The following is a 15,429-nucleotide window of genomic DNA, read 5'->3' as shown; positions in this document are numbered from 1 at the left end:
CGGGGCGGCCGTGCGGCGGGTGCCCGGCGTGGTGGCGAACCCGTTGCCGCTGCCGCTGACCGTCCGGCCGGACATGACCCGCGCCGAGCTGCTCGCGCACACCGCGGCGGAGGTCCGGCGCACGGTGCGGCACCAGCGCTACCGCGGCCGCCTGGTGCGTGGTCACCTGGGCCTGCCGGGTGACGTCCGCCCGTTCGGCCCGGCGGTCAACGTCCTCGGGCTGGGCGAAGCGCGCTCGTTCGGCGGCTGCGTCGCGACCGGGCGCGTCCTGTCCACCGGCCCGGTGGACGACCTCGAGTTCATCATCGGCGAGACCGGCGGCGACGGGCTCTTCCTCGACGTCAACGCCAACCCGGCGCTGTACACCGGCGACGAACTGGACGGGCTGCTGACGCTCTTCGTGGCCTTCCTCGCGGAGTTCGCGAACTTCGCCGACGACCGGCCGCTGGCCCGGCTCGACGCCGGCCCGGCCCGGCCGGTGTGGGGCGTCGGCGAGCCGGGCCCCACCGAAAACCTCGGCGAGCTGCTGCGCACGGTGGCGGAGACCGCGCCGGACACCGAAGCCGTGCTGCTGCTCGACTCGGCGCACCGGGTCGGCGCCGGTCTCGTGGCCGCCGGGGCCGGGGCCGAGTCCGTCGTCGGCGTCGCCGGCGAGGTCACCGGTGCGGTGCTGGGCGTGTGGGCCGCGGGCGGGGCGTACCTGCCGGTGGATCCGCACGAGGTGAGCGCGGACGTCCTGGCAGGCGTCGATTTCCTCGTGACACCGCGGGCGACGGCGGAGGAGGTCGCCGCGCGCGTACCCGGACTGCGGGTGCTCGTCGTCGAAGACCTCCCCGAAGCCCCGGATTTCGAGTTCGTGCCGCGGTTCGACGGCAGCGCCGCCTTCGTGAGCGGCCCGGCGCGCACGGTGGTGTGCGACGCCGGGCTGATGAACCAGCTCCGCGCCCGGATCGACGCCGAGGGGCTCGCCGGGCTGCGGTCCGCGAGTTCGGCGTGGGAGCTGTTCGCCGGAGCCGTCCACAACGGACGGCCGGTGCGCAACACCCGGATCGCCGTGCTGGGACCGGATCTACGCCCGGTGCCCGACGGCGTCATCGGCGAGGTGTACGTCGGCGGTACCGGGGTGGCACGGGGGTTCGCGGGCGATCCCGCGGGCACCGCGGCCCGGTTCGTCGCCGATCCGGCCGGACCGCCGGGGTCGCGGATGGTCCGGACCGGCGACCGGGCTCGCTGGAGCGCCACCGGTGAGCTGGAACACGTCGACGCCGCGAGTCTCCGTGGGGTTCGGCTCGACCTGGGCGAGCTCGGTACCGCACTGCGCGAGCTCGACGGCGTGCGCGAAGCCGTCGCGGTGGTGCGGCCGGATCCCTCGGGAGCACCATTCCTGGTCGGGTACGTCGAGGGCGAGCCGGACGAGTCCGCCGTGCGGGCGGTGCTGACCGCGGGACTCCCGGCCGCCGTGAAGCCCGCGGTCCTGGTCGCGAGGCTCGACCGGATTCCCCTGGACCGCAGGGGGAAGATCGATCGCGAACGGCTGCCGGAGCCGCCGTGGCCGGCCGCGCCCGGGGCGAAGCCGCGCGACGAGCGCGAAGAAGCTCTCGCCGGGCTGTTCGCGGAAGTGCTGGGGCAAACCGGCGACGGGGACGACTTCTTCGCGCTCGGCGGGCACTCGCTGCTCGCCATCCGGCTGGTCCGGCGGATCCGCGAGGTGTTCGGGACGGACCTGCCGGTGTCGGCCGTGTTCGAGGCACCGACCGTGGCGGCACTGGCCGGGCGGATCGCGGCGGCCGGCGGTTCGGCCCGCCCGGCCCTGCGCACGGCCGATCGCCCGGACCGGGTACCGCTTTCCCATGCGCAGCAACGGCTGTGGTTCCTCGAGCAGTTCGGGGACGCCGGCTCCGCCTACCACGTCCCCGTGCTCGTGCGCCTGTCCGGCCCGGTCGACGCGGCCGCGCTGCGCCTGGCCCTCGGCGACGTCCTCGCCCGGCACGAGAGCCTGCGCACGGTGTACCCGGCGCACGAACAGGTGCCCTACCAGCACGTCCTCGATCCGGACACGGCGTCGCGACGCCTGCCCTTCGACACGGTCCCGATCACCGAGGCCGGCCTCGACGCCGCGGTGGCGGTGGCCGTGGCACGGCCGTTCGCCCTGGCGACGGACCTGCCGCTGCGCGCCCGGCTGTTCCGCCTCGCGCCGGAAAGCCACGTCCTGCTGCTGGTGATGCACCACATCACCGGCGACGCGATGTCGTGGGCCCCGGTGTGGCGCGCCTTCACCGCCGCCTACGAGACGCGCGCCCGTGGCGAGGTCCCGGTGCCGTCGGAGCTGCCCGCGCAGTACGCGGATTTTGCGGTGTGGCAACGGGAAATGCTGGGCTCGGAGGCCGACCCGGACAGCGTCGTCCGCCGTCAGCTCGACTTCTGGCGGACGACTCTGGCCGGCGCACCGGACGAACTGCCGCTCCCCTTCGACCGTCCGCGGACGGCGGCTTCGACGCCGTCCGGTGGCCGGGTGCCGTTCGCGGTGGACGCCGCCACGCACGGCAGGCTCGCCGAGCTCGCCCACCGCGGCGGGGCGACGGTCTTCATGGTCGTCCAGGCGGCCTTCGCGGTACTGCTGGCGAAGCTGGGCGCCGGGACCGACCTCCCGATCGGCACGGCCTGCGCGGGCCGGCCGGACCAGGCCCTCGACGAACTGGTCGGCTTCTTCGTCAACACGGTGGTCCTGCGCACCGACCTTTCCGGCGATCCGTCGTTCGGCGAGCTGCTGGCCCGCGTCCGGGAGACCGACCTGGCCGCGTTCGCCCACCAGGACGTGCCGTTCGAGCTCGTCGTGGACGCGCTCAACCCGGCCCGTTCGCTCACGCGCAACCCGCTGTTCCAGGTCATGGTCGTGGCCCGGGCGCAGGCGGACCGGCACGGCGAGCTGGCCGGTGCCCGGGCCACGGTCGAGGAACTGCACACCGCGACCGCGAAGTTCGACCTGCTGCTCGACTACGCGGAGTCCTCCGGCGGCGGGCTGGCGGGCGCGCTCGAATACCGCGCGGACCTGTTCGACGCCGAGACCGCCGAGCGGCTGGCCGGCCGGCTGGCCCGGCTGCTCGAAGCCGTCCCGGCCGCGCCGGATCGGCCGATCTCGGACCTCGACGTCCTGGACGACGGCGAGCGGCGGCAGGTCGTGACCGCGTGGAACGACACCGCGCACCCGGTCCCGGCGGTGCCGATGCCGGAGCTGTTCGCCGCTCAAGCACGGGCCACCCCGGACGCGCCCGCCGTGGTCTTCGAAGGCGAAACCGTCACGTACGCCGAGCTGGCGGCCCGGGTCGACCGGCTGGCCGGGGTGCTCGCGGCGGCCGGGGCGGGACCGGAGCGGGTGGTGGCCGTCGTGCTGCCGCGCTCGGCGAACCTGGTCGTGGCGCTGCACGCGATCGCGCGGTCGGGCGCGGCGTTCCTGCCGGTCGACCCGGACTACCCCGCCCAGCGGATCGGGCACCTGCTCGGCGACGCCGCGCCGGTGCTGGTGGTCACCGACAGCGCGGCAGCCGCGCTGATTCCGTCTGCGGTGGACAGTCCGGTGCTGTCGCTCGACGACCTCCCGCCGTCGCCGCCCCTCCCGGAGGTCCGGCTCCGCGGGGACAACGCCGCCTACGTGCTCTACACCTCGGGCTCGACCGGGAAGCCGAAGGGGGCCGTGGTGTCCCACGCGGCGCTCGCGAACCGCGTGCGGTGGATGCAGGGCACCTACCGGCTGTCCGCGTCGGATCGCGTGCTGCAGAAGACGTCCTGCGGGTTCGACGTGTCGGTGTGGGAGTTCTTCTGGCCCCTCGTCACCGGGGCGACGCTGGTCGTGGCCCGCCCGGACGGGCACCGCGATCCGTGGTACCTGGCCGAGGTGATCCGGCGCGAGGGCGTGACCGACCTGCACTTCGTGCCGTCGATGCTGGCCGAGTTCCTGCGGGTGGCCGACAGTGCCGCGTGCGCGGGCCTGCGCCGCGTCTACTGCAGCGGGGAGGCGCTGTCGCCGGCGCTGCGCGAGGAGTTCCACGCGAAGCTCGGCGCCGAGCTGCACAACCTCTACGGCCCGACCGAGGCCGCCATCGACGTCACGGCGTGGGCGTCGCCGCCGGACCGCGAGCTGCCGGTGGTGCCGATCGGGCGCCCGGTGTGGAACACCCGGCTGTACGTGCTGGACGACCGGCTGCGGCCGGTCCCGCCCGGCGCGCCCGGGGAGCTGTACCTCGGCGGGGTCCAGCTCGCCCGCGGGTACCGGGGGCGGCCGGGGCTGACCGCGGACCGGTTCGTGGCGAGCCCGTTCGGCGACGGCGAGCGGCTGTACCGGACCGGGGACCGGGCCCGCTGGAACCGCCACGGCGAGGTCGAATACCTGGGCCGGGCCGATCACCAGGTGAAGATCCGCGGGGTGCGGATCGAGCCGGGCGAGGTCGAGGCCGTGCTGCGGAGCCACGGCACCGTCGCCGACGTCGTCGTGCTGGCCCGGCCCGACACCGCGGGCGACCAGGAGCTGGTGGCCTACGTCGTCCCGGCGCCCGGGTGCGCCTGCGACGCCGAAGTGTTGCGCGCCCATGCCGCGGGACGGCTGCCCGCCGTGATGGTGCCCGCCGCGTTCGTCCCCGTGGCCGCGTTCCCGGTGACCCCGCACGGCAAGCTCGACCGAGCCGCGCTCCCCCGGCCGGAACGGGCCGGTTCCCGGCGCACGGCGGATCTCCCGGGGAAGGTGCCGGTAGAGCTCCCCGCCGCGGCCCGGGAGCGGGTCGCCGGGCTCGCGGCGGACGCCGGGGTGTCCGCCGACGCCGTCCTGCGGGCGGTGTGGACGATCCTGGTCGCCAAGCTGGGTCTCGGCGACGACGTGCCGGAACTGCCGGGCGCGGTGACGGTCCGCGAACTGCTCCGCCCGACCGGGGAATCCGGCGACCTGAGCTACGCCGCCGGGCTGTTCGGCCCAGCCGGACCGGCCGAGCTGCGGGCCTGCTTCGACGCGGCCGTCGAAGGCATCCTGGCGGATCCGGACACCCCCGCCATCGCCGTGGACCTCGGCGCCGAGCCCGCCCGGCCGGCCGAACCGGATGACGTCACGACGACGCTGGTGGACCTCTGGGAAGCGCAGGTGGCCGGGTCGGCGGACCGCGTCGCCGTCACCTGCGGCCGCGAGCGGGTGAGCTACCGGGAGCTCGACGCGCGGGCCAACCGGCTGGCGCACGCGCTGATCGCCCGGGGTGTCGGCCCCGACCAGCTGGTCGCGTTGCTGCTGCCGCGCTCGGTGGACCTCGTCGTCGCCGTGCTGGCGGTGCTCAAGGCCGGCGGCGCGTACCTGCCACTGGACCCGGACAGCCCGGCAGGCCACCTCGATCACGTGCTCGGGGACGCCAAGCCCGTGCTGGTCCTCGGTGCCCGGCCCGCAGCGACCGGGCTGCCCTGCCTGCCGCTCGACGATCCCGGGCTCGCCGGTCACCCGGAAACCGCGCCCCGGCGGCGGATCCGGCCCGGCCAGCTCGCGTACGTCGTCTACACCTCCGGTTCGACCGACCGGGCGAAGGGCGTGCTCGTCTCGCACGCCAACGTGACCCGGCTCTTCGCCTCGACCGCCCACTGGTTCCACTTCGGACCGGGCCAGGTCTGGACGCTGTACCACTCCTACGCGTTCGACTTCTCGGTGTGGGAACTCTGGGGCGCCCTGCTGCACGGCGGGCGCCTGGTCGTGGTCGGCCTGGACACCGCACGGACGCCGCGGGACTTCCGGCGGCTGCTCGCCGACGAGCGCGTCACCACGGTCTGCCAGACGCCGTCGGCCTTCCTGCACCTCGCCGCGGACCAGGCCGAGGCCGGCCCGGCGGTGCGCACGGTGATCTTCGGCGGCGAGGCACTGGAGCCGCGCCGGCTGGCCGGCTGGTACGGCCGGCACTCCGGCGACGGCCCGCTGCTGGTCAACATGTACGGCACCACCGAGACCACCGTGCACGTGACCTACCGGGAGCTCGGCGCGGACTCCGTGGCGCACGACGGCAGCCCGATCGGCGTGCCGATCCCCGACCTGCGGGTGTTCGTCCTCGACCGCGGCCTGCGGCCGGTGCCCGCCGGCGTGCCCGGCGAGCTGTACGTCGCCGGGCCGGGCCTCGCCCGGGGCTACCTCGGCCGCGCCGGGCTGACCGCGGGCCGGTTCGTGGCCTGCCCGTTCGGAACCGGCGAGCGGATGTACCGGACCGGGGACGTCGCCCGGTGGAGCCACACCGGCGAGCTCGAGTTCGTCGGCCGGGCCGACGGCCAGCTCAAGATCTCCGGGTACCGGATCGAGCCCGGCGAGGTCGAATCCGTGCTGGCCGGGCACCCGGCGGTCGGCGAGGTCGCGGCCGGGGCGGCCCGGGACCGCCGCGGGGAGAAGCTGCTGGTCGCCTACGTCGTCCCGGCGGCCGGAGCCGTGCTCGACGTCGACGAGCTCCGCGCGTGGGCCGGGACGCAGCTGCCCGCGTACCTGGTGCCGTCGGCGGTCCTGGTGCTGCGGGAACTCCCGCTCACCCCCAACGGCAAGCTCGACCGGCAGGCCCTGCCCGGCCCGGTGTTCTCGGGTGGCCGGGGACGGCGGCCCGCGACCGCGGCGGAAGAAAAGCTGTGCGCCCTGTTCGCCGACGTGCTGGGCGTCGACCGGGTTTCGCCGGACGACGGGTTCTTCGAGCTGGGCGGGCATTCCCTGCTGGCCGCGCGGCTGGTGGGACGGATCCACGCCGACTTCGGCGTGGCCCTCAGCGTCCGGGCGGTGTTCGAAGAGCGGACCGTGGCGAAGCTGCTGACGGCGATCGAGCGGGCGACCGTGACGGCTCCCCCGGCCCGCGTGCCGCGTCCTGCTCGCCTGCCGCTTTCGCCCGCCCAGGAACGGATCTGGGTCGAGCAGCGGCTGTCCGGGCCGTCTCCGCTCTACAACATTCCCGCCGCCGCACGGCTTTCCGGTCCGCTCGATCGCGACGCCCTGCGCGCGGCGCTGGCGGACGTCGTCGCCCGCCACGAGAGCCTGCGGACCGTGGTCGCCGAAGCGGACGGCGTGGCCCACCAGGTGATCCGGGGCCGGGTTTCGCCGGAACTGCCGGTCACCGAGGTTTCTCCCGAGGCACTCGATGCCGCGGTCGCGGCCCACGCGCGAAAGCCGTTCGACCTCGCCGAGGACCTCCCGCTGCGCGCCCACCTGTTCGTCCTGGGTGAGCACGAGCACGTGCTTTCCGTGGTCGTGCACCACATCGCCGCCGACGGCTGGTCCCTCGATCCGCTGGCGCGCGACGTCTCCCGCGCCTACGCCGCCCGGGCGCGCGGGCAGGCGCCGGACTGGGCACCGCTGCCCCTGCAGTACGCGGATCACGTACTGGCCCAGCGGGAACGGCCGGACGACGAGCGGGTGGCGTTCTGGCGGGACGCCCTCGACGGCCTGCCCGAAGAACTGCCGCTGCCCACCGACCGGCCGCGGCCGGCCACGCCGTCGCACCGCGGCGACGTCGTCGAGTTCGCCGTCGACGCCGCCCTCCGCCGCGGGATCGCCGACCTCGCGGCGCAGGCCGGGGCGACCGAGTTCATGGTGGTGCACGCGGCCCTCGCCGCCCTGCTCGGCCGGCTGGGCGCGGGTGCGGACATCCCGATCGGCACGCCGGTGGCGGGCCGTGGTGACCCCGCGCTCGACGACCTGGTCGGCCTGTTCGTCACCACCCTGGTGCTGCGGGTGGACCTGTCCGGGCGGCCGACCTTCCGCGAGCTGCTCGGCCGGGTCCGCGAAACCGACGTCGCCGCACTGGCCCACCAGGACGTCCCGTTCGGACGGCAGCCGTTCAGCGTGCTGCTGGCCTTCCAGACCACGGCCGAGCCCCGGCTGGACCTGCCCGGCCTGACCACCGAAATCGTCCCGGCCGGCACCGGGACGGCGAAGTTCGACCTGTCGTTCGCCCTCGTTCCCCGCCCCGGCGAGGGCATGCGGGGCTACCTCGAATTCGCCACCGACCTGTTCGACCGGCCGACCGCCGAGGCCCTGTCCGCCCGGCTCGTCCGGATCCTCGCCGCCGCCGTGGCCGCCCCGGACGAGGCCGTCTTCGACGTGCTCTCCCCCGCCGAACACGACCTCGTCCGCGCCGCGTCCCACGGCCGCGTCCGGCCTCTTCCGCAAGCCACGGTGCCCGAGCTGTTCGCGGCCACGGCGGCCAAGCGCGGCGAGGACACCGCCGTGCTCTTCGACGGCGTCGAGCTTTCCTACCGTGAGCTCGACGAGCGCTCGAACCGGCTGGCCCACGTGCTGATCGGGAAGGGCGCGGGCCCGGAACGGATCGTCGCGCTGCAGCTGCCGCCGTCGATCGAGCTGGTCGTGGCCTTGCTGGCGGTGCTCAAGTCCGGGGCCGCCTACCTCACCGTCGACCCCGCCTACCCGGCCGGGCGGATCGCCCACCTGCTGGAGACCGCCCGGCCCACCGTGGTGCTCACCCCGGGCGACCTCGTGGGCGACGGGCCGCCGACCGCGCCTGAGGTGTCGCTGCGCCCGGACCACGCGGCCTACGTCATCTTCACGTCGGGCTCGACCGGAACCCCCAAGGGGGTCGTCGTCGAGCACCGCAACGTGGTGGCCATGGTCTCCGACCACATCGGACGGTTCGGGATGAACCACGACACCCGCATCCTGCAGTTCGCGCCGCTCGGGTTCGACGCCGCCTCCGGCGAAATCCTCGTGGCGCTGCTCGCGGGCGCGGTCCTGGTGCCGGTGCCGGAGGCGCAGCGGATCCCGGGCGAGCCGCTGACGCGGCTGATCGCCGAGACCGGGGCGAACTTCGTCGCCCTGCCGCCCACGGTGCTGGCGGCCCTGCCGCCCGGCGGGCTGCCCGAAGGAATCACCGTCATGTCCGCCGGTGAAGAGTGCCCGCCCCAGCTCGTGGCTCGGTGGGCGCCGGGCCGCCGGATGGTCAACGCCTACGGGCCGACCGAAACCACCGTGACGGTCACGGTCACCGAGCCGCTGACGGCCGGGGTGCGGCCCACCATCGGGCGTCCCCTGGACAACAGCACGGCGCACGTACTCGACGAAGGGCTGCGGCCGGTCCCGCCCGGGGTCCCCGGCGAGCTCTACCTCGGTGGTGCCCAGGTGTCGCGCGGCTACCTGGGCCGTCCCGGGCCGACCGCGGCCCGGTTCGTCGCCGACCCGGCCGGCCCGCCGGGCGCGCGGCTGTACCGCAGCGGCGACCTCGCCGCGTGGACGGCCGAGGGCACGCTCACCTACCTCGGCCGCGCCGACGACCAGGTGAAGATCCGCGGCTTCCGGGTCGAGCCCGGCGAGGTCGAGGCCGTCCTCACCGGCCACCCGGCGGTCCGGCAGGCGACGGTGCTGCTGCGCGAGGACCGGCCGGGACGGCGGCAGCTGGTGGCCTACTACGTCGGCGACGACGTCCCGCTGCGCGAGTACCTGCGCGAGCGCCTGCCGGAGCACCTGGTGCCCGCCGCGGTCGTCCGGCTGGCGGAGTTTCCCCGGACACCGCACGGAAAGCTGGATCGGGACGCGTTGCCCGCGCCGCGGTTCGAGGGCGGCGCGGTGGCGCCGGGCACGGAGGCGGAGCGGGTGCTCTGCGCCGTGCTGGCCGACGTGCTCGGGCTGGCGTCGGTGGGGGTCGAGGACAGCTTCTTCGACCTCGGCGGCGACAGCATCATCGCCCTGCAGGTGGTGAGCAGGGCCCGCCAGGCGGGGTGGACGCTGCATCCGCGGGACGTCCTGCTCGGCGGGACCGCGGCGAAGATGGCCGAGGCCGCCTCGCCGGTGAACGGCGTGTCCGTGCCGCGGATCGACCCGGTCGGGCCGGTCGAGGAGACCCCGATGGTCGCCTGGCTGCGGCGGGGCGGGCCGACGGCCGGGTTCAACCAGTCGATGCTCGTGCAGACGCCCGCCGGGATCACGCTGCCGGAGCTGACCACGGTCCTCGGTGCGCTGGTCGACCACCACGACGCCCTCCGGCTCATCGTCACCGGCGACGGCCTGGAAGTCCGGCCGCCCGGAACGGTGCCGGTGCGGGTGGAGGCCACCGCGCTCGAGTCCGGCGCACTGGCCCTGCGCGGCGCCGCGGCCCAGGCGGAGCTGGACCCGGCAGCGGGCGAACTGGTCCGGGCGGTCTGGTTCGACGCCGGCCCCGCCGAGCGCGGCCGGTTGCTGCTGGTGGTGCACCACCTCGCGGTGGACGGCGTCTCGTGGCGGATCCTCCTGGAGGACCTGGCCACGGCGTGGGCGGCCGTGCGCGCGGGCGGCGTCCCGGCGCTCGAACCGGTCGGCACGTCCGTGCGGCAGTGGGCCCGGCTGCTGGCTTCGCGGCTCCCCGAGGTGACGCCCGACGCCCAGGGGTGGGCGGACGTCACGCGAGACGTCGAGCCGTGGCTCGGGCGGCCGCTCGACCCCGCGCGGGACACGGCCTCGACGCTGCGCCGGCTGCGGCTGGACCTGCCCGGGGAGGGCCTGGGCTCGCTGGAGCCGCTGCTCGCCGCGCTCGCGTTGTCGGCCGCGGGTTTCCGGCGGCGCCGGGGTGACCGGAGCAGCGCACTGGCGGTCACCCTCGAAGGGCACGGGCGCGACGACTTCGACCTGGCCCGCACGGTCGGCTGGTTCACGGCCGTGTACCCGGTCCGGCTCGACCCGGGCCCGTCCGGCGGCACCCGGCCGTGGACCGATCCCCGCGCCGTCGACGAGGTGCTGCGCCGGACCCGGGAGCAGCTGCGGGAGGGACCGGCCGACCGGCTGGGCTACGGCCTGCTGCGCTTCCTGCACCCCGGCCCCGGCGCGCTGCCCGATCCCCCGATCGCCTTCAACTACCTCGGCCGCTACGCCGCCGGGGCGCCGGCGGACTGGGCGGTGGCCCCGGAACCGTCCCCGGTGCCCGAAACCGATCCCGGGATGGTGGCACCGGCCGTGCTCACCGTGAACGCCGCGCTCGAGGACGGCCCGGGCGGGCTCCGGCTCGTCGCCCACTGGATCTGGGCCGGGAACTGCCTCACCGACGAAGAAGCCCGCGAACTGGCCGACGGCTGGGCGGCCGCGGTGGCCGCCATGGCGACGGCCGGCCACCCGGAGCTGACTTTGTCCGGAATCGGCCGGGATGAGCTCGACGAGCTCGCGGAGGGGCTCGACGGGGCGTGATCCCCCCTCGTCACGGCAGCCGGTCCGGGAGACCGGCCGCCGTGACGAGCGCCGGGCCGTGGAACTTGACCGCCTGGGAGAAGCGGCCGCCGGCCATCGTGAACACCCACAGCGCGTCGGCGCGCCGGACACCGGCGGCGTCGAGGCGGTAGCTGCCCGCCGCGGGCTGGCCGTTGGCCCGGGTGGGCAGCAGCCGCGGGGCGCCCCCCGGCGCGGAGAAGCCGCGTTCCAGGAACGGCAGGCACACGCCGACGCCCTTGAACCACACCGGGTGCGGCACCGCTTCGAGGCTGAAGTCGTCCTGGATGACCACCCGGATGGCGGCGGTGTCCTCGGCCTCGAACGCCGCGATGTACCGGTCGAGCAGGGCGCGCTCGTCGTCCGGGCCGGGCTGCGGCACCCGCCCGTCCGGGTCGAGCTCGTCGAGCCGGGCGCGCGCCCGCTGCAGGAGGCTCTTCACCGCGGGCACGCTGATCCCGAGCGTGTCCGCGATCTCGGCGGCCGACCACGACAGGACCTCGCGGAGCAGGAACGCCGCGCGCTGCCGGGGCGGCAAGTGCTGCAGCGCGGCGACCAGCGCGAGCCGCACGGACTCGCGCCGCACGACCACCTCCCCCGGATCACCGAGCACGGCGTCGGGCAGCGGCCCGAGCCACGCGACGGAGTCGTCGGCGAAGACCCGCGTCCCGGGATCGTCCGACGCCGCCCCGAGCCCGGAGGGCAGCACGCGCCGGCTCCGGTGGTTCAGCTCGGTGAGGCAGGTGTTGGTGGCGATCCGGTAGAGCCACGTCTTGAGGGACGACCGCCCTTCGAAGGCGGCCACCCCGCGGGCGGCCTTGAGGTAGGTCTCCTGGACGGCGTCTTCGGCGTCCTGGTGGGACCCGGTCATCCGGTAGCAGTGCGCGACCAGCGCCGGGCGCAGCGCGCCGAACTCGTCCCGCAGCCACTCCTCGGAAGACACCACACGCTCCTCGTTCGTCATGGACATCGTCGCTCATCCCGCCCGGACGCGGCGGTCATGCCTCCGCCATCCCAGCCGCGCGGCGCAACTCCGCCAGCCCGCCGCGCAGCGCCGCCGGCCCGGCGCGGTAGAACCGCGGCCCGAACGACACCCTGGCGACCCCCAGCGCCGTCAGGGTGGCCAGGTCCAGTTCCGGGCCGGTGTTCCCGTTGACCGGCCCGCCCACGCCGTCGACCACGCTCCCGAGGTCGGCCGCGCTCGCGATCCCGATCGGATACACGCAGTCCGCGCCGGCCTCGCGGTAGAGCCGCCCGCGCCGGATCGCCTCGGCCGTCCGCCCGGGTCCGGAAAACCCGCTCGGCGGCAGGAAAGCGTCGATCCGGGCGTTGATCACCAGCGACCCGCCGGCGGCCGCGCGGATCGCGGCGAGCCGGTCCGCCTGGGCGGCCGCGTCGACCAGTCCCCCGGCCCGGTGGTCGGTGTCCTCGAGGTTGCAGCCCACCGCCCCGGCGGCCAGCAGCTCGGCCACGAGCTGGTCCGGCTCCAGCCCGTAGCCCGCTTCGGCGTCCATCGTCACCGGGACCGGCACCGCGCGGGCGATCCGCGCCACGGCGGCGAACATCTCGCGCCACGGCGCCCGTTCACCATCGTCGTGCCCCAGCGCATCGGCGATCGCGGCGCTGGACGTCGCCACGACCGGGAACCCGGCCGCCACGACGAGCGAGGCACTCGCTTCGTCCCACGCGTTCGGCAGCACCAGCAGCTTCCCGTGGTGCAGCTCGCGCAGCAGATCGGCCTTGGACATGGGCACTACTCCTTCGTCGAACGGCGGGGAATGACGGAACCGGCCAGCGCGCCCGCCGCGGCGAGGACCGCACTGACCACCGCAGCGGCGGTGAATCCCGCGGAAAACTCCGCACTCGACGCGTAGCTGCCGGCCAGCGAGAACCCGGCGACCAGGACCGCGACGCCGAACGCCCCGCCCAGCTGCCGCATCGCGCTGAAAGCCCCGGAAGCCTTGCCGAGGAACCGCGGCGCGACCGACGTCAGCACCGCGCTCTGCGCCGCCGGCAGGCACATCGCGATCCCCGTGCCGGACAGCACGAGCGGCGCGGCGATCACCCAGTAGCCGATCGCGGGCCCGGCGACCAGGGCGATCCAGAGCATGGCGAGGGCGTGCAACCCCAGCCCCGCCACGATGAAGGGCCGTTCGCCGAACCGGCCGACCAGCCGGCCCGCCAGCTGTGGGACGACCGTCGTCGTCAGCCCCCACGGTGCCAGCCCGAGCCCGGCCGCCAGTGGGCCGTACCCGAGTCCGTCCTGCAGGAACTGGGCCATGAAGAACACCGCGCCCAGCGCGGAAGCCCAGTGGCAGAAGATCACCGCGTTGCCGGCGGCGAACCGGCGCGAGCGGAACAGGTGCAGCGGCAGCATCGGGTGGGCGGCCCGCCGCTGCCAGGCCACGAACGCGCCGAGCGCCACCAGGCCGGCCCCCAGCGGCCCCAGCACGGCCACGCTGGTCCAGCCGGCCGAGTTGCCCTGGACCAGCCCCCACACCACCCCGAAGGAACCGGCGCCGGCCAGCACCAGGCCCGGGACGTCGAGGGCCGGGTCCGGGCCGTGGCTCTCCTCGGTCCGGGTCAGCGCGAAGTACACCAGCGCCGCCCCGATCGGGACGTTGATCCAGAAGATCCACGGCCACGAGATGCCTTCCACGACCGCGCCGCCGAGCAGCGGCCCGAGAGGCACCGCGATCCCGCTGACGCTCGCGAACACCCCGAGGGCCTTGGGCCGCAGCTCCGCCGGGAAGGCGGCCCCGAGCAGGGCGAGCGCGAGCGGCATGACGAACGCGGCCCCGGCGCCCTGCAGCACCCGCCCGGCGATCAGGACCTCGGCCCCGGGCGCGACCGCGCAGACCAGCGACGCCGCCGCGAACAGCGTCACCCCCGCCGCGAAGACCCGGCGCCGCCCCCAGCGGTCCCCGGCGGCCGCCGACGTCATGAGCAGGACGGCGAAGCTCAGGCCGTAGGCGTTGACCGTCCATTCGAGCTCGGTGACCGACGCGCCGAGGTCGCTCCGGATCGCCGTCAGGGCGGTCGCCACGACCAGCGCGTCGAGAACGACCATCAGCGACGCCACCGAGGTGATGACCAGCACCCATCTTCGCTGCGCCTGTCCCACGGCCACCACCGGTGTGGGTGAAGTCCTGGTGTGCACTCGCGTCTCCTTGCCTCCGGTCACCGGCGTCGTGCCGCTTCCGAAGACTTGGACACCGCCCGGCCCCCGGAGGAATCGGTGCTACCGCGCAGCCGGCTCCGGCGCGGGAGCCGCCGGTTCCCCGGCCGTCCGGGCCAGGTGGTCCTGCAGCCGGGCGTGGCGGAACTGGTAGACCGCGCCCGCCTGGCGGAGGATGCCGCGGCGGTAGGCGTCCTCGAGGAACGCGGCCGTGGCCCACGGCAGGCGGCCGGTCAGGGGCAGCCACACCCGGGTCACCACCAGCCACTGGCCCCACGCGGTGAAGGCGAAGACGTACGCGACCGCGCCGCCGAGGCCGCCGATCGCGCCGATGACCAGGCCGCCTGAGAGCGTCCAGACCAGCGGCCCGAGCGCCCCCTGCAGGAGCTCGACGACGATCCGGCCGCCGGCCGCGATGGCCAGGGCGAGCAGCGGGCCGAACGCCAGCACCTGGCGCACCACGGTGGTGCGGTTGGCGCGCAGCAGCGTGCCCGGGCTGGCGGCGGAGCTGAGGTCGAGCGGGGTCTCCAGCACGGAGACCAGCCCGAAGGTCGCCCCGGCGGCGAGGCCGAACACGAGCCCGCTGACGAGCGTGTTGACCGCCGCCGTCCGCACCAGCTCGCCGAGCTCCGGCGGGAACCCGGTCGCGACGGCCCGGCTGAGCACCGTCACCGGGCCGTAGCCCAGCCCGACGACGAAGCCGCCCAGCAGCCCGGCGCCGAACCGGCCGGCGAACCGGCGCGGCAGGCCACCCGGCCGGCCCGTCCGCCCGCGCAGCCGGACCTGCATCCGCGACGGCTCGAACACGAGCCCGCCGTAGACCACCATGATCCCGTGGACCAGGCCGAACGCGAGGCCGACCACCGAGCCGACGAGCAGCCCGTCCACGAGCCCGGCGGCCAGCCCCGGCAGGAAGCCCAGCGCGACGATGTCCACCGGCACGAAGAACAGCCAGTCGGCGACCGCGGTGGCGAGCATGGCCGCGAGCACGACGGCGACGATCCGCGACGACCGGCGCAGCGAGCCGCCGAGCCGCCACCACGCCAGGTCGTGCGTGCCGAGCCGGTCGAGGTGCCGGGCCAGG

General features: G+C 75.5%; 4 protein-coding genes and 1 pseudogene. 1 reads left to right on the top strand and 4 read right to left on the bottom strand.

Annotated features, from left to right (window positions below; genetic code table 11):
• The first annotated feature begins 19 nt into the window (after positions 1-19).
• The gene (locus tag CCN39_RS27485; RefSeq protein ID WP_208630404.1) at positions 20-11,149 is read left to right on the top strand and encodes a non-ribosomal peptide synthetase; all 11,130 of its coding nucleotides are present in this window, start codon (positions 20-22) and stop codon (positions 11,147-11,149) included.
• 10 nt (positions 11,150-11,159) lie between these two features.
• Here CCN39_RS27485 and CCN39_RS27480 read toward each other — a convergent pair whose 3' ends face one another.
• The 4 genes and pseudogenes from CCN39_RS27480 to CCN39_RS50250 form a co-directional block, all read right to left on the bottom strand.
• Entirely contained in the window at positions 11,160-12,131 is a 972-nt protein-coding gene (locus CCN39_RS27480) for an RNA polymerase subunit sigma-70 (protein ID WP_167455196.1), read from the bottom strand.
• A 34-nt stretch (positions 12,132-12,165) separates the two neighbouring features.
• Complete coding sequence (locus CCN39_RS27475) at positions 12,166-12,915, bottom strand: isocitrate lyase/PEP mutase family protein (protein ID WP_208630402.1); 750 nt, start codon at positions 12,913-12,915, stop codon at positions 12,166-12,168.
• A gap of 5 nt (positions 12,916-12,920) precedes the next feature.
• Positions 12,921-14,327: a DHA2 family efflux MFS transporter permease subunit gene (locus tag CCN39_RS27470; protein ID WP_167455195.1), complete on the bottom strand. Its 1,407-nt coding sequence runs from the start codon at positions 14,325-14,327 to the stop codon at positions 12,921-12,923.
• 81 nt (positions 14,328-14,408) lie between these two features.
• Positions 14,409-15,429: pseudogene (locus CCN39_RS50250) on the bottom strand (helix-turn-helix domain-containing protein); the annotation flags it as partial.

The sequence above is a fragment of the Amycolatopsis kentuckyensis genome (assembly GCF_002155975.1).
GTDB lineage: Bacteria > Actinomycetota > Actinomycetes > Mycobacteriales > Pseudonocardiaceae > Amycolatopsis > Amycolatopsis kentuckyensis.
Note: the sequence above shows the minus strand (reverse complement) of the source record. Positions and strands in the feature narration are given on the sequence as shown.

Excerpts from the sequence above, each read along its gene's own strand:
- CCN39_RS27480 (WP_167455196.1), bottom strand. The coding sequence starts at position 12,131 with ATGACGAACGAGGAGCGTGTGGTGTCTTCCGAGGAGTGGCTGCGGGAC.
- CCN39_RS27475 (WP_208630402.1), bottom strand. The coding sequence starts at position 12,915 with ATGTCCAAGGCCGATCTGCTGCGCGAGCTGCACCACGGGAAGCTGCTG.